15 protein-coding genes are annotated in these 19,241 nt (G+C 42.3%); 6 read left to right on the top strand and 9 right to left on the bottom strand.

Features of this window, described 5'->3' with window-relative positions; all coding sequences use genetic code 11:
• Positions 1-45: 45 nt before the first annotated feature.
• The gene (tpiA, locus tag GSQ19_RS22290) at positions 46-771 is read left to right on the top strand and encodes a triose-phosphate isomerase (RefSeq protein ID WP_011320017.1); all 726 of its coding nucleotides are present in this window, start codon (positions 46-48) and stop codon (positions 769-771) included.
• Between the two features lie 90 nt (positions 772-861).
• Entirely contained in the window at positions 862-1,725 is an 864-nt protein-coding gene (gene folP / locus GSQ19_RS22285) for a dihydropteroate synthase (RefSeq protein WP_011320016.1), read from the top strand.
• Between the two features lie 32 nt (positions 1,726-1,757).
• On the opposite strand, the gene GSQ19_RS22280 is transcribed toward folP, so the two are convergent.
• The 5 genes from GSQ19_RS22280 to fabI all read right to left on the bottom strand — a co-directional run bounded on the left by GSQ19_RS22280 (position 1,758) and on the right by fabI (position 7,653).
• Positions 1,758-2,594, bottom strand: a complete 837-nt coding sequence (locus GSQ19_RS22280) for an SPFH domain-containing protein (protein ID WP_010998524.1) — start codon at positions 2,592-2,594, stop codon at positions 1,758-1,760.
• 391 nt (positions 2,595-2,985) lie between these two features.
• The gene (locus GSQ19_RS22275; RefSeq protein WP_011320015.1) at positions 2,986-4,464 is read right to left on the bottom strand and encodes an SLBB domain-containing protein; all 1,479 of its coding nucleotides are present in this window, start codon (positions 4,462-4,464) and stop codon (positions 2,986-2,988) included.
• Positions 4,465-4,914: 450 nt separating this feature from the next.
• Entirely contained in the window at positions 4,915-5,907 is a 993-nt protein-coding gene (locus GSQ19_RS22270) for an ABC transporter ATP-binding protein (protein ID WP_011320014.1), read from the bottom strand.
• 197 nt (positions 5,908-6,104) lie between these two features.
• A complete protein-coding gene (gene hisB, locus GSQ19_RS22265) occupies positions 6,105-6,734 on the bottom strand; it encodes an imidazoleglycerol-phosphate dehydratase HisB (protein WP_011320013.1) in 630 nt (209 codons plus the stop codon).
• Between the two features lie 142 nt (positions 6,735-6,876).
• Complete coding sequence (gene fabI / locus GSQ19_RS22260; RefSeq protein WP_041456288.1) at positions 6,877-7,653, bottom strand: enoyl-ACP reductase FabI; 777 nt, start codon at positions 7,651-7,653, stop codon at positions 6,877-6,879.
• 679 nt (positions 7,654-8,332) lie between these two features.
• On the opposite strand from fabI, the gene ntcA reads away from it, so the two are divergent.
• The 3 genes from ntcA to GSQ19_RS22245 all read left to right on the top strand — a co-directional run bounded on the left by ntcA (position 8,333) and on the right by GSQ19_RS22245 (position 11,589).
• Complete coding sequence (ntcA, locus tag GSQ19_RS22255; RefSeq protein WP_010998529.1) at positions 8,333-9,004, top strand: global nitrogen regulator NtcA; 672 nt, start codon at positions 8,333-8,335, stop codon at positions 9,002-9,004.
• Positions 9,005-9,331: 327 nt separating this feature from the next.
• Positions 9,332-10,822 (top strand): DUF3084 domain-containing protein, encoded by a 1,491-nt coding sequence (locus GSQ19_RS22250; RefSeq protein ID WP_011320012.1) that lies wholly within the window; start codon positions 9,332-9,334, stop codon positions 10,820-10,822.
• Positions 10,823-11,142: 320 nt separating this feature from the next.
• Positions 11,143-11,589, top strand: a complete 447-nt coding sequence (locus tag GSQ19_RS22245; protein ID WP_041456285.1) for a pre-16S rRNA-processing nuclease YqgF — start codon at positions 11,143-11,145, stop codon at positions 11,587-11,589.
• Positions 11,590-11,634: 45 nt separating this feature from the next.
• On the opposite strand, the gene GSQ19_RS22240 is transcribed toward GSQ19_RS22245, so the two are convergent.
• The 3 genes from GSQ19_RS22240 to GSQ19_RS22230 all read right to left on the bottom strand — a co-directional run bounded on the left by GSQ19_RS22240 (position 11,635) and on the right by GSQ19_RS22230 (position 14,999).
• A complete protein-coding gene (locus GSQ19_RS22240; RefSeq protein ID WP_010998532.1) occupies positions 11,635-11,898 on the bottom strand; it encodes a DUF3146 family protein in 264 nt (87 codons plus the stop codon).
• A 227-nt stretch (positions 11,899-12,125) separates the two neighbouring features.
• A complete protein-coding gene (locus GSQ19_RS22235; RefSeq protein WP_011320010.1) occupies positions 12,126-14,282 on the bottom strand; it encodes a polyribonucleotide nucleotidyltransferase in 2,157 nt (718 codons plus the stop codon).
• Positions 14,283-14,450: 168 nt separating this feature from the next.
• Positions 14,451-14,999 (bottom strand): GNAT family N-acetyltransferase, encoded by a 549-nt coding sequence (locus GSQ19_RS22230; RefSeq protein WP_011320009.1) that lies wholly within the window; start codon positions 14,997-14,999, stop codon positions 14,451-14,453.
• A 126-nt stretch (positions 15,000-15,125) separates the two neighbouring features.
• Here GSQ19_RS22230 and GSQ19_RS22225 point away from each other — a divergent pair, with 126 nt between their 5' ends.
• Complete coding sequence (locus GSQ19_RS22225) at positions 15,126-18,362, top strand: DEAD/DEAH box helicase (RefSeq protein WP_011320008.1); 3,237 nt, start codon at positions 15,126-15,128, stop codon at positions 18,360-18,362.
• 72 nt (positions 18,363-18,434) lie between these two features.
• Here the strand turns inward: GSQ19_RS22225 and GSQ19_RS22220 are convergent, their stop codons facing one another.
• Positions 18,435-18,743, bottom strand: a complete 309-nt coding sequence (locus GSQ19_RS22220; protein ID WP_011320007.1) for a peptidylprolyl isomerase — start codon at positions 18,741-18,743, stop codon at positions 18,435-18,437.
• Between the last annotated feature and the right edge of the window lie 498 nt (positions 18,744-19,241).

The following is a 19,241-nucleotide window of genomic DNA, read 5'->3' as shown; positions in this document are numbered from 1 at the left end:
CTGAAAAGTGCATCTAGTAGCGTTAGGAACTTGACTAAATCACCTGTGCGGAAAATAGTTATTGCCGGTAACTGGAAAATGTTCAAAACCCAGGCAGAGTCTCAAGAGTTCTTAAAAGAATTTCTGCCTGCATTAGAGGAAACACCTCAAGAACGGGAAGTGCTGCTTTGCGTTCCTTTCACTGATCTGGCCATTTTGTCTCAGAGTCTACATGGTAGCCTTGTACAACTCGGAGCGCAAAACGTCCACTGGGCAGAAAATGGAGCCTACACTGGTGAAATTTCTGGCCCAATGTTGACAGAAATTGGTGTCCGTTACGTCATTGTCGGTCATAGTGAACGACGACAATTTTTTGGGGAAACAGACGAGACAGTTAATTTACGTCTCCAAGCTGCTCAAAAGTATGGGTTAACGCCGATTCTTTGTGTAGGCGAAACCAAACAACAGCGAGATTCTGGAGAAACTGAATCACTAATTGTCAGCCAACTAGACAAAGACCTCATAAATGTCGATCAGACGAATTTGGTAATTGCTTATGAACCAATTTGGGCAATTGGTACTGGTGACACTTGTGAAACAACAGAGGCTAATCGAGTTATTGGCTTAATTCGTAGCCAATTGAAGAATCCTGATGTGCCGATTCAATATGGTGGCTCAGTCAAACCAAATAATATTGACGAGATTATGGCTCAACCAGAAATTGATGGCGTTCTCGTGGGCGGAGCAAGTCTAGAAGCTGCAAGTTTCGCCCGAATTGTGAACTATCAGTAAATAATCTACAGTCAATAGTCCGTAGTCCATAGTCCAAAACTGTTGACTAATGACTATTGACTAATGACTAATGACCAATGACTAATCACTATGTGCAGTAAATTGATCATAGGCGATCGCTGTTTCCACTGGGGACAGCGTACTTATTTAATGGGTGTTTTAAATGTAACGCCAGATAGTTTTAGTGATGGTGGTAAATTTAATACTACATCTGCCGCTTTAGCCCAGGCAAAAGCTCTGGTGGCTGCTGGTGCTGATATTATCGATGTCGGCGGTCAATCTACTAGACCAGGAGCAGAGCAAATCACTCTGACAGAAGAACTGGAGCGGGTATTGCCAATAGTCCAGATATTGCGATCGCAAATTCCTGTACCCATATCAGTGGATACAACTAGAGCAGAAGTAGCTAAAGCATCTATAGAAGCTGGAGCAAATATTATTAATGATATTTCTGGTGGCACATTTGACCCCCAAATGTTGCCCACAGTGGCAACTTTTGGCGTACCAATTATATTGATGCACATCCGTGGTACACCACAGACTATGCAGCAATTTACTGAATATCAGGATTTAATGGGAGAAATTTCTAGTTTTTTAGCTAACCAAATTACCACAGCCACAACCTTGGGTATTCAACCCGAAAAAATTATCATTGATCCTGGTATTGGCTTTGCTAAAAACTACGAACAAAATTTAGAAATACTACGCCGCTTAGGTTCATTACGGGCGCTAAATTGTCCTATTTTAGTAGGCGCATCCCGTAAAAGTTTTATCGGTCGAATTTTAAATCAACCAGATCCCGAAGCACGAGTTTGGGGAACAGCTGCGGCTTGTTGCGCTGCAATTTTCAATGGGGCTGATATCCTGCGAGTACATGATGTGCAAGAGATGCGTGATGTATCTCTAGTTGCTGATGCACTCTTTCGGGGTGAGTTATTGAGTGCTGAGGATTGAGCTATTCCCCCCTGCTCCCTGCTCCCCACTCTCTACCCATGCTCCCCACTCTTCCCATTACCATCAGTATTTACGGTCTCCGCCATAACCTCTTTCATCAATTCACCGGATTTGCCTGGGTCTACAAACACAACCTTGGCATTGGTACTTTCTCCTAGTTTGTAACTAGCATTAATATAATCTTGAGCGACCAAATAACGGAGAATTTCTTTACTTTCGGGATTACTACGCAATGCTTCGGCAATTATCTGCATAGAAGTCATTGTTCCTTCTGCCTTCTTGATAGCAGCTTGACGTTCTCCTTCAGCTTCGGAAATTAGCGCCCGTTTTTTGAATTCAGCCGCCCGTTCCTCTTCCATAGTTTTCCGCACACTTTCCGGTGGTGTAATTCTTTGAATATCTAACCGGATAATTTCAACCCCCCAATCTGCTGTTGTGCTGTTCAACTCACTTAAGATGGTTCGGTTCATTTCATCTCTGGTGACATTGGTATCTTCTACCGTATTTTGAGCAATCACTTCCCGGAGTGTGGTTGTCGCCAGTTGTGTCAACGCTCCCTGCAAGTCTTCAATTGCATAGAAGCTTTTCTCCATATCCCGGATACGCCAGAAAAGAATAGCATCAACTTCTAGGTAAATATTATCCCTAGTGATGACATTTTGAGGTTTGATATCTATAAATTGCTCCCGTGTGGTGTCTTCCATCACCACCTGATCAACCAAAGGCACGATAAAGTTTAAGCCGGGATTTAGTGTGCGATGTCTTCGTCCTAAGCGTTCAACAAGGGCTGCATTCCCTTCATTAATAATTTTTGCCGATCCTAAGGCATAACCGATAAGCGCTAAGACTATAGCAATAATTGGCTCCATATATGCTCCTATTACCTTTTAGGGCAATTTTAGTTTAAAGGACATGGTACTACCATGCCCTACATTTAAGTCTATTATCATGTCTGTTTGAATACTTGTAATATCTGTGGGGTTGGTAATGGGTCATGGGCTTCACCGTGAGCGTCAGCCGAACGGTAACTGGTAATGGTAAAACACAATTACTTTTTTGCTGACGCTAGCGGCAGAAGGCTATTAGCTATGACTCGTTACCAACCAAAGCAACCATATAGTTGGTGATGAGACGAAGGTAAATAATTAATATTTATTTAATATTAAAAAATAAATGGCGATCGCACTATCGCCCAACTGCTCTGATAAATTCAAAGGAAATCCGGGGACGAAACTAATTACTTACGTCCCCAGAGAAAGATTAAAGTCCGAAAAATCTTAAGAAGTTAAAGATTATACCAAGAGGGCCGGCTACTATATTCAGCGTATCACCCGTTCTAGCTATATTAGAGCGACCAACTACCACAACATCATTATTCCGGAGTATGGGATTAGTCTCTTCGTTAATTCCTTGGTTGAAGTCAACTTTTACTTCACGCTTTGTCACTGAACCATTGGGGTTGAGACGAATCAACTCCACACTGGCGCTACGCGCTCTAGCGTCATTAAATCCACCAGCCGCGAGTAGTGCTTGGTTTAAGGAGCTATTTGGTCTAATGTCTACGGCTCCTGGGCGTTTAACTTCACCCACCACACCAACCTGAATTGTATTAGGCGACAAGGTAGTAGTTGCTAATTCCGTCGCTAGTGCTGGGTTAACCTCAGTAGCAGTAGGAATGACAATTGTGTCTCCATCTTGGACAATTACGTCTTGATTAACATCACCACTACGTAATAATTCCAAAAGATTTAGGTCTATACCTTGCTCGCCATTAGTCCTTGTGGGTCGGCGTAATTTGATCTTGGTAATATCTGCTTGGGAGGTAATACCGCCAGCTAATTGAATTGCTCGTGTCACCGTGGGTAAACCACTGCCACTAGCCCCAGTCCCACCAGCCTGAGCTTCTGTCGCCCCCGCACTCACAAGATATGAGCCAGGACGATTGACTTGACCAATAATGGCTACTGTGCGCGGTGCTGTTTGGCTAGCAGCAAAGTTAGCAGCAAATAAATTACGTGCTTCTGCTACGTTGAAGCTAGTAGCAGTTGGCACGACTATAACATCTCCATCTCTTAAAGTAATATCTTGTGAAGAGCTACCAGTTTGGATGAGTTCCTTCAAATTTAGGCTCACGATTTGCTCTGTAGAACTACTGGTTTTACGTCTCAGCTTCACTTGAGTGACATCTGCTGCTAAGGTAACACCCTGGGCTGTTGTGAGTGCAGCCAATACAGTGGGATATTGTACCCCTGGATTATTACCTGCACCGCCTTGCAAGCTCAAAGTGTAAGAGCCTGGGCGTGTGACTTCTCCAGCAACTAAGATATTGATGGGGCGAGGGGATAAAAGATTGACGGAAATCTGGGGACGTTTGAGATACCTGCGATATCTGTCAGTGATCACATCGGCTGCTTGTTCTGTCGTGAACCCTTGAACTGAAACACTGCCGATTAAAGGTAGGTTGATAGCTCCACCTGGAGGAATTTGGTATTCACCACCATATTCGGGAACTTCAAATACATTTACACGAATTAGATCGCCGCCTCCCAACAAGTATTTTGTATCTACTTGTACTGGTGGTGATACTCGTTGGTTATTAGGAGGTACTGTTTGCGAATTAGGAAATACTTGTTGTCCCTGAGCTACGCTGGCAAACGGCACAACGAGATGAGCAGCAGTTAGCAAAGCTGCACCCACAGCTGGCTGTGATAGAAATTTCAGCGAACCTGTGTTAAGCATATTTTTTAAACTCTGAGACTACCATCGGTAAAGTATTGTCTAAACATTTTAATCTTGACTATACTTAAGTATTGAAGTTTCCCGACAATTCTCATTTTCCTAGAAAAACTATCTTAATCCGGTCAAATATTTTTTCCAAAGTTTGAATTTTTAGTGAAGTTATAGTAAAGGTTGACTGATTTTACTAAACAACATCTGTGCAATATAATTTCCACATTAGTATTTTTGCTGAGATATAGCTGTTGACTGTTGACAGACTTGAAAGCATTGTGTTGTCATAATCTATCTAGCTATGGCTATACTTCTGATTGATCAATTGAGTAGAACAGGGTAAATAATTAAATGTTTGTAGTGAGAACTAAAGTTATCAAAAAATGACTAAAGTCCTTATACAAACTGAATCCTAGTGTTTTTACATGACTTAACATCGGTTGGTTTTTTCAAGTCGTTCTACTTATCGTCATGCAAAGATGTATCTTGTTTTTGAATTTGTTTGATAAAAAACTCTTCTAACGATTGACGAGATAAATTCATAGAAATAATTCGTCCACCCATCAAACGCACACTAGCGAGAAAATCATAATAATCTTCTTGCAGTGTACCTTGCCAATAACCATCAGGTTCGTATACTAAATTTGCCAACCATTTTTTGAGAATTTCCCAATCACCATTTTGACCTTTAACATGGTATGTGTTTTGACTACCCAGTAGTTCATCCAGAGAACCAGAGCAAATTAATTCACCTTGTGAAAGAATGGCGATGCGATCGCATATTTGCTCCACTTCACTGAGAATATGGCTATTGAAGAAAATCGTCTTACCTGCGGCTTTCAGCGACAAAATAATTTCCCGCATCCGGTAGCGTCCCAGAGGATCTAAACCAGACATGGGTTCGTCCAAAAATATCAACTCTGGGTCGTTAATTAGTGCCTGAGCCATGCCAACACGCTGTAGCATTCCCTTAGAATAGCGGCGCATCTGTTTTTTTTGGGCATCAGCTACAGATAAACCCACCAAATCCAATAATTCAGGAATGCGTTGACGTTGCACAGCAGCAGGAATTGCAAATAAACCAGCCGCTAACTCTAAAAACTCCCAACCAGTAAGATACTCATACAAATAGGGATTTTCACTCAAATAACCAACACGTTGCTTGATATGGCGATCGCCTAATGGCTGACCCAACAATAACCCTTGTCCACCGCTTGGACGGATAATTCCCAACAATAGCTTTAACAGAGTAGTTTTACCTGCACCATTCGGCCCTAGTAAACCAAAAGTTTCCCCCTGGTAAACCGTCAAAGAACAGCCCTTGAGGGAAACAACTTTTTGATTCATCCAAAAGCCAGTGCGATAAACTTTTCGCAAATCAGAAGTCATCACTACCGGCGGGGTATTTTTGGTAGTTAATTGAGAATCCGGGGTGTCTGTAAAAGACTGCATTGGGTGTTAATTAACAAATACTAGTGATTACGCAGCATTGGTTATAAAGTACCCAGGAAGATAGGCGCGATCGCTATAGGTTTGTTAATTGTTGCAAATTTTGGGGACTGGGCATTGCGGATTGGGGATTGGTGACTGGTGACTGGGGATTTCTCCCCCTTGCCCCCTGCCCCCCTGCTTCCCCTGCCCCCTACTTCTTACAAAACCCCCTTAGAACTAGGAATCGTCCCAGCGCGGCGAGGATCGGCTTCTATAGCCATTCTGGCTGCTCTGGCAAAGGCTTTGAAGGTCGCCTCAATAATGTGATGGGAATTAATGCCATCTAATTGGCGAATGTGCAGAGTCATTTGGCTATGGTTGACTAATGCCACAAAAAATTCTCTAACTAATTGGGTGTCATAAGTTCCCACACGTTCGGTAGGAATTTGTAAGCCGTAGCTGAGGTGAGGACGACCAGAAAAATCTAGTGCTACCTGTACTAAAGCTTCGTCTAAAGGTGCGAGGAAATTACCAAAGCGGACTATACCTTTTCTATCGCCTAATGCCTTAGCCAAAGCTTGACCTAAAGTAATACCCACATCTTCATTTGTGTGGTGGTCATCAATTTCCCAATCTCCTTTGGCTTGGACATCCAAATCAATCAAGCCGTGGGAGGAAATCTGATGCAACATATGATCTAAAAAGGGAATGCCAGTAGCTGCTGTACAAATTCCCGTACCATCCAAATTGACAGTAACCTGCACATTCGTTTCCCCAGTTATGCGATGTACTGAAGCAATCCGAGGGACTGAGGATAAGTTAAGTTGGGGATAATCGCTGATTTGCATAGGGACTAGGGATTGGGGATTGGGGATCGGGGATTGGGGACTGGGCATATAAGGAAAAAGTGGTGAAAAAATCATTCTTTTTCCACCTTGTTTGTTCCTCATACCTAATCCCCAATCCCTAATACCCAGTACCCAGATTTTATTACATCCCCATGATTTCGTATCCTGCATCTACGTACAGGACTTGACCAGTAATACCACTAGCTAAATCACTAGCCAAGAAGGCGGCTGTATTGCCAACTTCTAGCTGAGTCACAGTCCGACGTAAGGGCGCTACTTGTTCTACATGGTGAATCATATCTAAAATGCCACCAACGGCGCTAGAAGCCAAGGTACGGATGGGGCCAGCAGAAATGGCGTTAACGCGAATATTTTGAGAGCCGAGTTCAGATGCTAGATAACGTACACTAGCTTCCAATCCCGCTTTAGCAACTCCCATAACGTTGTAGTTAGGAACAGCTCTGACACCACCCAAATATGACAAAGTAATAATGCTACCACCTTCGGTCATCAGAGGTTTAGCCGCACCACTTAACTGCACCAGTGAAAAAGTGCTGATATCTAAAGCCGTGGCAAAACCAGCACGGGATGTTTGGCTAAAATCTCCAGTCAAATCATCTCTGTTAGCAAAGGCTAGACAATGAATCAGAATATCTAACCTGCCCCATTTATCGCGGATGGTATCAAAAGTAGACTGAATTTGTTCATCATTTTGAACATTACAAGGCAAGAATAAGCTGGGGTTGAGGGGTTCTACGAGTTCTGAAACTTTCTTCTCAAATTTGCCACGTTCATCTGGTAGATAAGTAATACCAAGGTTGGCTCCAGCTGCGTGCAGTTGTTGGGCAATCCCCCAGGCAATGGAACGATTATTGGCGATACCTGTAACTAAGGCATTTTTTCCAGTCAGATTCAGCATAGAGATTTTTGTTGTCATTAATGTGATCGATTCATTTGTACAGCTTGACAGAAATCACTACCCAGTAGAAGAGGTAATCAAGTTATGTTGGGAATTTTCTTGCTGTTTAACTGGAAAGAATGTTTAGGGGACAGGAGGGGAGCAAGAGAGGCAAGGGAGGCAGGGGAGGCAGGGGAGGGCAGGGAGGAAAGAGGGTCAGAATTTTTCTTTTCCCCCCTTACTCAAGAACAGCCTGCCTGAACCAAGATAGGACTTACGCAACCAAGTTATTTGTTGAGACTGGGTGTAAGGGTTTTAAAAATTTGCACCCCTACACCCCCATACCCCTACACCCTTATCCAAACCCTTTATCTTTGTTTTATACATAGTTAGCAAAAATGATGATTATTAAGGGCGTTTTTTAGAATAAAATGTTTGTTATTTCTTAAGATATTTTCAAGATTACTTAATTTTTTCTGCAAAAAACCTGATGGTTAGAGAAAGTAGAAGTATCTATCAAGAACTGCTAGCTAAAAATAGTAAAATTTGGGTATCATTATGAACAAATAACCATAAAGTTGTACGTTTGAGTATAGGAAAGTACAGAAAGGTTAACGGTGCTTTATTGATTTTTCAGGTGTATTCTTAGGTAATTAGTTTTTAGTTTTTTGTTATTCCGGCATTGGGTAGGGGAAGGGAGATGATCGTGACACAAGATAAGGCCCTAGCAAATGTTTTTCGTCAGATGGCAACCGGAGCTTTTCCTCCTGTTGTCGAAACGTTTGAACGCAATAAAACGATCTTTTTTCCTGGCGATCCTGCCGAACGAGTCTACTTTCTTTTGAAAGGGGCTGTGAAACTTTCCAGGGTGTACGAGGCAGGAGAAGAGATTACAGTAGCACTACTACGGGAAAATAGCGTTTTTGGTGTCCTGTCTTTGTTGACAGGAAACAAGTCGGATAGGTTTTACCATGCGGTGGCATTTACTCCAGTAGAATTGCTTTCTGCACCAATTGAACAAGTTGAGCAAGCACTTAAGGAAAATCCAGAGTTATCGATGTTGATGCTGCGGGGTCTGTCTTCGCGGATTCTGCAAACAGAGATGATGATTGAGACCTTAGCGCACCGGGATATGGGGTCGAGATTGGTGAGTTTTCTGTTAATTCTCTGTCGTGATTTTGGTGTTCCTTGTGCAGATGGAATCACTATTGATTTAAAGTTATCTCATCAGGCGATCGCCGAAGCAATTGGCTCTACTCGCGTTACTGTTACTAGGCTACTAGGGGATCTGCGGGAGAAAAAGATGATTTCCATCCACAAAAAGAAGATTACTGTGCATAAACCTGTGACTCTCAGCAGACAGTTCACTTAAAGAAGAATACAGGAGTCAGAATTCAGAATGTGGCTAATTATTACCATAGGCTAAATCCTGCTCATTATAGATTTAGTTGGTTTCTTCAATCCGTTTATTTAACTCAAAGTGACGGTGAACCCATACTGAATTTTGGCTCTTGCCTTCTGAACTCTTTAAACAATTGGAATAATGAGAGGTGGTACGTGTTATATTTTTTTCAATGACACCCATAGTTAGAAGTAAATCGAAAATCTTGAGTAACTTCAGCTATTGCCACCCTCCCATTCTCCACAAATAATGATTGAAAGTAGTAGGCTGTATCTGGACTCAATTGGGTAGCTGAAGATGACCACTGGGTACATCCTCATAGCAGCAATTTTAATTTTGGGAGGTGTAATTGCCACTGTTGGCGATCGCATCGGCACAAGAGTTGGCAAAGCACGCCTCTCTCTGTTTAATCTACGCCCCAAAAATACGGCTGTACTGGTGACAATTTTGACGGGAGGACTGATTTCAGCAACTACCCTGGCAATTTTATTTATTGCTGATGAAGGACTGCGGAAAGGGGTTTTTGAGTTAGAAGATATTCAAAAAGACCTCAGGCAAAAACGAGAACAGCTTAAAGTCGCAGAAGAGCAAAAAACTCAGGTAGAAATTGAGCGCAATAAAGTTAATCAAGAGCTAGAAACCACCAGAACCGACAAAAGACAAGCAGAAACTCAGCGCGACCAAGCCAAAAAAGAAAAATTAAAAGCACAGCAAGATTTAGCGCAAACCCAAGCACAATACCAGCGCACCCAAAGCCGACTGGGACAAGTAGTTACACAATATCAAAAAGCGATCGCTGAACTACAAAGCGTTTACAATCAAAGACAAGCCTTACAAGGGGCAGTAGAACAACTCAAGACGGAGCGTCGTAGGCTATATGCTGAAGCAAAAAAAGCCATAGAACAACGCGATAGAGAACTAGCTAACCGTCAACAAGCTATAGAACAACGCGACAGAGAACTAGCTAACCGTCAACAAGCACTACAACAGCGCGACCTGAAAATCTCCCAACTGGATAAACTAATTCAAAACCGTAACTTGGAAATTACACAGCGAGAAGAGGTAATTGCCAAGCGAGAATCAAGGCTTAAAGAATTAGAAACACAACAGGACTATTTAGAGCAGGAAGTGGCGCGACTAGAAAAATATTATCAGTCATACCGCGACTTACGTTTAGGCAAACTAGCATTAGTTCGCGGTCAAGTTTTGGCCTCTGCTGTTGTTCGGACTAATCAGGTAGCGGCTACACGTCAGATAATCCTCCAACTACTGCAAGAAGCTAACCGCAACGCCAGTTTAGAATTAAGCGAACCTGGGTCAAACTCGGCAAATATAGAACTGCTACGCATCACCCCAGATAGAATTGAGCAGCTGATTCAGCAAATTAATGATGGTCGAGAATACGTAGTCAGAATATTCTCAGCAGGTAATTACGTCAGAGGAGAAAACCAGATAGAATTTTTTGCTGATACAGCCAGAAATGTGCTGGTATTTTCTGGAAGTGAAGTTTTGGCTACAACTACAGCCGATCCTCGCAGTATGACCTCTTATCAGTTACGACAACGATTAGATTTATTAATTTCTGCTTCCCAATTTCGTGCTAGAAATGCAGGAATTGTTGAAGGTGTCCAAATAGATGGTACTTTTCTGCGCTTCGTTTCCTTGTTGCGTCAGTTAGATCAACCAATAGAAATTAAAGCGATCGCTGCTGAAGATACTTATACAGCAGGGCCATTGAGAGTGCGACTAGTGGCAATCCAAAATGGCAAAGTTATTTTGAGTACTTAAATGAAAAAAATGGGGAGTGAGCAATTCAAAATATTAAATAACTCCCAGGGATTGAGGGTAATGAGGGAGTGTTGTAATTAAAATACTAGAAGTATATTAAAAATATTTACTTAATCAATAAATATTAGGACTTATGCAGTGTTACTAATTTTCTGGCTTTTTTGTCAATAGTCCATAGTCAATAGTCAAAATCAAGGTTTTTGGACTGTGGACTATGAACCATTGACCAACCTCAGAAGGGTTTTTTGGTTCAGTGCGTAAGTCCTAAATATATTTATCAAAATTTATTGGGATTCTGAATAATTATTTTTGTATTTATGATGAATTTAAGTGAATTTTCTCCCACACAACCAGTTATTTTAGGTTTTGACCCAGGTAAAGATAAATGTGGTTTAGCGGTGATGGGATTAGATCGGCAACTATATTATCATCAAGTAGTTGCTGCCGCAGATGCGATCGCCATCATTAATACTCTAAGACAACAGTTTCCCATTTCTATGCTGGTTATGGGCAACCAAACCACAGCTAAACGTTGGAAACAGCAACTACAGCAAGAATTAGCTGAAGCATTGAATATTGTCTTAGTAGACGAGCGTTATAGTACCTTAGAGGCACGCGATCGTTATTGGCAGATGTATCCTCCTCAAGGACTAATCAAGTTATTACCCCACGGAATGCGTCAGCCCCCCCGCCCCATAGATGATATTGTTGCCATCCTCTTAATCGAAAGATATCTCAGTCGCCTCACAGAATCGGTTAATGGTTAATAGTCAATAGTTATTCTCCCCTGCCCCCAGCCTCCTGCCCACGTTTCACAATTGTGCGCGAATCTTAAAAGCATAGTCCCCTCCTGGCTCTAGTTGATAATCTTGCTGTTCCAAGAAGCGGCCGAGGGGTTCTTTGATTAAAGCGCGTCCTTGGGAAGGCTTTACCAAAAGTTCTCCCCGACGAAAATGCCACTGGAAATGCCACTCAAAATCACCAGCACTCACTTCACCTTCTAGGAAGCCGTGTTGCCAGGATTGGCGAATGATTTTGACATGGGCAGTAGTTTCTGGCAAAGGTTTAGCACTCACAATGCTTGGTGTTAAGTATGGAACAAAAGCGCAAGCTTAACTAGTAAGCTATTTCTTTTATTTACCAAACTTCGCTCAAATCGACAAACTGACCCAATAAGTTTCAGCAGAGACATTGCATACAACGTCTCTAGTGGGGATTATTCACAATAATGAAAAACTTTACGGCGATGCCTACGTAAAGAGGCATCGCGGATTTTAGATAATATCTAAAATCCCCAATCGATTTAACGATTCACCGCCGCAGCTTCCCGCGCCGCAGCTGCTTGATCTGGGTGTATACCCAAGCGTGTGAGATTAATCCGTCCCTTATTGTCAATTTCGCGCACTTTGACAATTACTTCATCGCCAACCGCCACTTCATCTTCAACTTTGCCGACACGGTAATCAGCTAATTGGGAAATGTGAATCATCCCTTCTTTTCCAGGGAGGAATTCCACAAAAGCGCCAATGGGAATAATCCGAGTCACACGTCCAGCATAGACATCGCCTTCGTTGAGTTTGCGAGTCATGCCTTGGACAATATTACGCGCTCTTTTCGCCTTGTTTTCATCAACCGCAGAAATTGTCACTGTGCCATCGTCTTCAATGTCGATTTTTGCACCTGTTTCTTCGGTGATGCCCTTAATTGTCTTACCACCAGGGCCAATGACTAGACCAATCATGTCTGGATCAATCTTGATAGTCAACAGGCGAGGAGCGTAAGGTGAGGTTTCAGTGCGTGGGGTATCGATAGTTTGGAGCATCTTGTCCAAAATATGCAGCCTAGCATCTTTTGCTTGGTGAATAGCTTGGGCAATAACCTCCAGAGACAAACCAGAGATTTTCATGTCCATTTGCAAGGCGGTAATCCCTGCATCGGTACCAGCGACTTTAAAGTCCATGTCACCTAAAAAGTCTTCAATACCCTGAATATCTGTCAGGACTCTGACTTCATCACCTTCTTTAATTAAGCCCATTGCTGCACCACTCACGGGTTTGAGGATGGGGACACCAGCATCCATTAATGCCAAGGTGGAACCACAAACTGAACCCATTGAGGTGGAACCGTTGGAGGAAAGCACTTCCGAGACGACGCGAATCACGTAAGGGAATTGCTCTTTGGGTGGCAGTACAGGTAAGATGGCTCTCTCTGCTAATGCACCATGACCAATTTCCCGTCTACCAGGGGCGCGTAAGGGCTTGGTTTCTCCAACGGAGAAAGGCGGGAAGTTGTAATGATGGAGGTAGCGTTTTGATTGGTCTGTTTGCAGGTCATCATTAAGGTTTTGGGCATCACCAGGAGTACCCAAAGTACAAGCTGATAATACCTGAGTTAGTCCTCGGTTAAATAATCCGCTACCGTGGACGCGCTTTGGTAGGACACCTACTTGGGAAGAAACCGGGCGCACTTGATCGAGTTTTCGACCATCAACACGCACGTTATCTTCGACGATTTGACGGCGCATGAAATATTTAGTGATGTCTTTAAAAGTGTTGCCCAGGGCTTTGCTGTTGGCGGTTGCAGCTAAACGAATTGGGTCTTCTTCTGGGAGTTCGGCGATCGCTGTGGCAATATTATCTTTAACAACATCCAACGCGGCATCGCGTTCGGGTTTGGTTAGTTCAAATTGAGCCAGAATTTTCTTAATTTCGTCGCTAGCGCGATCGCGGATATAATTTTCCAGAGTTTGGTCTACCTCTGGCGGTGCTTCTTGGACAATTTCCAGACCGAGTTCGGCTACTAGGTCTAGCTGCGCTTTGATTAAGTCGCGCACTGCCTCATAACCAAAATCAATCGCCTCGATAATATCTCGCTCTGGTAATTGATTAGCCCCTGCTTCCACCATAATCACGCCGTGAGGTGAACCTGCGACTACCAGATCCAAGTCTCCCGCCTCGATTTCTGCATAAGTGGGGTTAATAATGAAATCATCGCCCACTAAGCCTACCCGCACTGCTGCCATCGGCCCGTTAAAGGGGATTTTGGCAATGAGAGTGGCAATGGAAGCACCTGTCACTGCTAACACGTCGGGCGGTACTTGCTCATCCATCGACATTGTTAAGGCGACAATTTGCAAGTCATCCCGCAACCATGAAGGGAACAAAGGACGCAGGGGACGGTCTATGAGACGGCTGGTGAGAATTGTTTTTTCTGGGGGACGGCCTTCTCGGCGCATAATCCCACCGGGGATTCTACCAGCCGCATATAGTCTTTCTTCATAATCTACTGTCAGGGGAAGGAAATCAATGCCCTCTCTACCTGCCGATCGCGTAGCTGTGACTAAAACAGCTGTATCCCCTGATTCTATCAAAACCGACCCACCAGCTTGGGGCGCTAGTAGGCCTACTTTCAGTCGAATATCCCTTCCATCGAAGGATATTGACTTCTCAAATTCTGCCATTCAGCTTTTTTTCCTTCTATGCACGCTATTCTCTCTCTGTGGCAATCCTAACATTTATGCCCTGTAGCTGGCTTCTGTTACATACAAAGAGCAACATCAGGAGGGTGTGAGGGTGTAAGGGTGTAAGGGAAGAATTTAGTTTTACTCTTCCCCTAAACCCCCAAACCCCTATACTCCTACACCCCTATACATCATCAGCGCCTTTACTACCTTTCCATCAGCTAGCTTTGCCGCATCAGGAATGCTTCCAATGATATCAAAACCTAAGGATTGCCATAGGGTGATTGAAGGTATATTAGTTTCAAAGACCAAATTGAACATCACTGCTTCGTAACCCAATTGGGATGCTAGGGAGAGCATGGATTCTCCCATGAATCTACCTATGCCCTGACCCCGCAATCCTGGTTGTACAATAAAACCAGCGTTGCAGATATGACTGGACCATCCCGGAAAGTTTGGCTTGATATAAAATGAACCTAATATTTTTTGCGGTTTTTGTGTACCATCATCACCAGATAACCTAACAACAAAGGCATCTTGACTCAACCAATAAGCTGCAAATTCTGGTTGTGATAATGGTTGTTTTTGTGGATAGGTTTTACCTTCATTAATGACGAAATTGAGTAGCGTTCTTACATCTTCATATTCTTGAGGTTTTATATAATCTAATTCTACAGTTGAACCATTTTTTAGTACTTTATATAGAGGTAGATTCATTATTTATGTTTTTGATATGTCAATAATTACGTACATTTATTTTAGATGATATTTATTTAGCTAAATATAGTTAATAGACCAATAATAAACATTTATTAATTTAAGTAAAGTCTGAGTAGTTATCACATGGCAATTTTACACGGTAGTTGGATATTAAGTGAGCAGGATAGTTATTTATTTATTTGGGGGGAAACTTGGCGATCGCCACAAGTAAATTTTAGTTTTGAGGAAATAGCCCTCAATCCCTTGGCTCTGTCTGCATCTGAATTAAGCGAGTGGTTGCAGTCTCAACATCAGGCGATCGCTCAGATTTTACCACAACAGTTGGCAAAAAAAACCTCCAAAGCAGCAAGTTCCCCAACAACAAATTTACCAATTCACTCGCAAATAATTGTTCTGCCAACGGAAATTTCTCAACCTCGTAAGAAAGAAACAATTTTCATTTCTCCTGTGCATTCTGCCGCTTTAGAATCTGATGCAGACTCTGAAGTTTATTTACAACCTTGGCGTGTAGAAGGTTTTTGTCTTCCTCCTAGTGCAGCAGTTAAATTTCTAACTTCTTTACCTTTAAATATCACTAGCACAGAGAATGCTTTTTTAGGTGGAGATTTACGTTTTTGGTCACAAATTGCCCGTTGGAGTTTAGATTTAATTTCTAGGTCTAAGTTTCTCCCAATTATCCAACGACAACCTAATAATTCTGTAAGTGCCAAATGGCAAGTACTGTTAGATAGTGCTGTAGATGGAACTCGTTTAGAAAAGTTCGCCGCGAAGATGCCTTTGGTTTGTCGGACTTATCAGAGATTAGGGAACGAGGAATTATCTCCATCTCCTATATATATAGATTTTCCTAGTCAGCCGCAGGAATTAATATTGGGTTTTCTCAATAGTGCAATAGATACGCAATTACGGGAAATGGTGGGGAATCAGCCTGTGGTGGAAACTCGCTTGATGGCATCTTTACCGTCGGCGGTACGACAGTGGCTGCAAGGGTTAAGTGGTGCATCTAATTCAGTTGATGCAGATGCAGTTGGTTTGGAAAGGCTGGAAGCAGCGCTCAAGGCTTGGACGATGCCGCTACAATATCAACTAGCAAGTAAAAATCAATTTCGCACCTGTTTTGAATTACGTTCTCCAGAACCAGGAGAAACTGAATGGACACTAGCCTATTTCCTGCAAGCAGCCGATAATCCAGAATTTCTAGTAGATGCGGGCACTATTTGGCAACATCCTGTTGAACAGCTAATTTATCAACAGCGATCGATTCAAGAACCCCAGGAAACATTTTTACGAGGTTTGGGGTTAGCTTCTCGATTGTATCCGGTCATTGCCCCCACTTTAGATACAGAATCACCGCAATTTTGTCATCTCAACCCCATGCAGGCTTATGAATTTATCAAGGCTGTGGCTTGGCGATTTGAAGATAGCGGTTTAGGGGTGATTTTACCTCCTAGTTTGGCGAACCGGGAAGGCTGGGCAAACCGCTTGGGATTGAAAATCTCCGCCGAAACCCCAAAGAAAAAGCCAGGACGCTTGGGATTGCAGAGTTTGCTTAATTTTCAATGGCACTTAGCAATTGGTGGGCAAACTATTTCTAAAGGGGAATTTGACAGACTAGTAGCTTTAAAAAGCCCATTGGTAGAAATAAATGGCGAATGGGTGGAGTTGCGTCCCCAAGATATCAAGACAGCCGAAGCCTTTTTTGCTGCACGTAAAGACCAAATGGCCTTATCTTTAGAAGATGCTTTACGTCTGAGTAGTGGGGATACTCAAGTAATTGAGAAATTACCAGTAGTCAGCTTTGAAGCCTCTGGCGCATTACAAGAATTAATTGGGGCGCTGACAAATAATCAAGCAGTTGCACCATTACCTACGCCAAAGAACTTCCAAGGAAAGTTGCGTCCTTATCAAGAAAGGGGTGCGGCTTGGTTGGCATTCCTCGAACGCTGGGGTTTAGGTGCTTGTCTCGCCGACGACATGGGACTGGGAAAAACGATACAGTTCATTGCTTTCCTTCTCCATCTTAAAGAACAGGATGTATTAGAAAAACCAACTTTACTAGTGTGTCCTACTTCTGTTTTAGGTAACTGGGAACGAGAAGTGAAAAAATTTGCACCTACACTTAAAGTTCTCCAATATCATGGTGATAAACGTCCTAAAGGTAAAGCTTTTCCAGAAGCAGTAAAAAATCATGATTTAGTTATCACCAGTTACTCACTAATTCATAGAGACATCAAATCATTGCAGGGTCTTTCTTGGCAGATAATTGTTTTAGATGAAGCCCAGAATGTGAAGAATGCGGAAGCCAAACAATCACAAGCAGTCCGACAATTAGACACAACCTTTCGCATTGCTTTAACGGGGACACCAGTCGAAAATAGACTACAGGAACTTTGGTCAATTTTAGATTTCCTCAACCCTGGTTATTTAGGTAATAAGCAATTCTTCCAAAGACGCTTTGCCATGCCAATTGAAAAGTATGGTGATGCAGCATCTTTAAATCAATTGCGTGCCTTAGTACAACCATTTATTCTGCGTCGCCTGAAAACAGACCGTGATATTATTCAAGACTTGCCAGATAAGCAAGAAATGACAGTATTTTGCGGTTTGACTGGAGAACAAGCTGCACTTTATCAAAAAGTGGTAGAAACATCTTTAGCAGAAATTGAATCGGCCGAAGGATTGCAACGCCGAGGGATGATTTTAGCTTTATTAATTAAACTCAAACAAATCTGCAATCATCCAGCCCAATATCTGAAAACAAATACCTTAGAACAATACAGTTCAGGAAAACTGCAACGATTAGAAGAAATGTTAGAAGAGGTGTTAGCGGAGAGTAATACTTATGGTGTTGCTGGTGCGGGACGTGCTTTAATCTTCACCCAGTTTGCAGAATGGGGTAAGTTACTCAAACCACATTTAGAAAAACAACTAGGGCGGGAAGTATTTTTCTTATATGGTAGTACCAGTAAAAAGCAACGTGAAGAAATGATTGACCGTTTTCAACACGACCCTCAGGGGCCACCAATTATGATTCTCTCTCTCAAAGCAGGTGGTGTAGGGTTGAACTTAACCAGAGCAAATCATGTATTTCACTTTGATAGATGGTGGAATCCAGCCGTAGAGAACCAAGCCACAGACCGCGTATTTCGTATTGGTCAAACCCGCAATGTACAGGTGCATAAATTTGTTTGCAATGGTACCTTAGAAGAAAAAATCCACGACATGATTGAAAGTAAAAAACAACTAGCGGAACAGGTTGTTGGTGCAGGCGAAGAGTGGTTAACTGAATTAGATACAGATCAACTCCGCAACTTACTGATACTTGATCGTAGTGCAGTAATTGATGAAGAAGCAGAGTAATTAGACGTAGGTTGGATGGAGCGCAGCACAACCCAACAGATACAAGGGTGTTGTGTTACGCAAATCCTTTACCTAACCTACAATTGTTTGCTGTTCAAATAAATGATTGAGTAATGAGTTTCTAGCTACATCATCTAACTGGGCGGAAATTAACTTTCCCAAGCGTACAATTACTACCCAGTTATCCAATCGATATGGCGGCCATAACTGCCCTGGTTGCGATATTGCTAGTTTCTGTGCGATCGCCGGATGCGCTTGGCTGATGGGAACTGGGCCTAGCAATCTGCCTGTTTGAGCTTCAGTTCCTTGAGAAAATTCTTTGTCACAATCGGTGAAACTTGGTTCTTCGGCTTTAATGCGGAAGTAAAGTTCTCGTCCCACTTCTGCATCGGATATACAAATTAATGAATAAGTTACTTTGTCTAACTACGAAAAACCCTTGTAAGTGTTAACTCACAAGGGTTTTAAGATGAAAGCGGGCGGCGGGAATCGAACCCGCATTAATAGCTTGGAAGGCTATATAAAATCCTTTATTCACAACAGTTTCAGCTTATTTTTACAATTTCTACACCCAATTTACACCCAACAGAACAATATTAAAATTTCCTGACTTTCAGATTTTTAATCAAGACTATTGATTGACAAAAGTAAATCAATGTGTATTTGAAATATTGAAGAAAATAGAATTGAATTTAAGCGATCGCCAGTTTTATCATTTTCAGCGATCGGCTAATTCTAGCATCTTAATAAAAATCGGCTTAACACAACCAGTTAGAAATTTTGGTAACAGTACTTGCCATTCATTAACCTTCAAACTGATGCTCAGATAATACTTGAGAAAGTATAAAAGAAAACTTTTATATTTCAGATATCCCTTGT

The organism is Trichormus variabilis 0441, from assembly GCF_009856605.1.
GTDB classification, from domain to species: domain Bacteria; phylum Cyanobacteriota; class Cyanobacteriia; order Cyanobacteriales; family Nostocaceae; genus Trichormus; species Trichormus variabilis.
Note: the sequence above shows the minus strand (reverse complement) of the source record. Positions and strands in the feature narration are given on the sequence as shown.

Coding starts and splice junctions, on each gene's coding strand:
- folP (WP_011320016.1), top strand. CDS start 862: ATGTGCAGTAAATTGATCATAGGCGATCGCTGTTTCCACTGGGGACAG.
- GSQ19_RS22280 (WP_010998524.1), bottom strand. CDS start 2,594: ATGGAGCCAATTATTGCTATAGTCTTAGCGCTTATCGGTTATGCCTTA.
- GSQ19_RS22275 (WP_011320015.1), bottom strand. CDS start 4,464: ATGCTTAACACAGGTTCGCTGAAATTTCTATCACAGCCAGCTGTGGGT.
- GSQ19_RS22270 (WP_011320014.1), bottom strand. CDS start 5,907: ATGCAGTCTTTTACAGACACCCCGGATTCTCAATTAACTACCAAAAAT.
- hisB (WP_011320013.1), bottom strand. CDS start 6,734: ATGCAAATCAGCGATTATCCCCAACTTAACTTATCCTCAGTCCCTCGG.
- fabI (WP_041456288.1), bottom strand. CDS start 7,653: ATGCTGAATCTGACTGGAAAAAATGCCTTAGTTACAGGTATCGCCAAT.
- ntcA (WP_010998529.1), top strand. CDS start 8,333: ATGATCGTGACACAAGATAAGGCCCTAGCAAATGTTTTTCGTCAGATG.
- GSQ19_RS22250 (WP_011320012.1), top strand. CDS start 9,332: ATGACCACTGGGTACATCCTCATAGCAGCAATTTTAATTTTGGGAGGT.
- GSQ19_RS22245 (WP_041456285.1), top strand. CDS start 11,143: ATGAATTTAAGTGAATTTTCTCCCACACAACCAGTTATTTTAGGTTTT.
- GSQ19_RS22235 (WP_011320010.1), bottom strand. CDS start 14,282: ATGGCAGAATTTGAGAAGTCAATATCCTTCGATGGAAGGGATATTCGA.
- GSQ19_RS22230 (WP_011320009.1), bottom strand. CDS start 14,999: ATGAATCTACCTCTATATAAAGTACTAAAAAATGGTTCAACTGTAGAA.
- GSQ19_RS22225 (WP_011320008.1), top strand. CDS start 15,126: ATGGCAATTTTACACGGTAGTTGGATATTAAGTGAGCAGGATAGTTAT.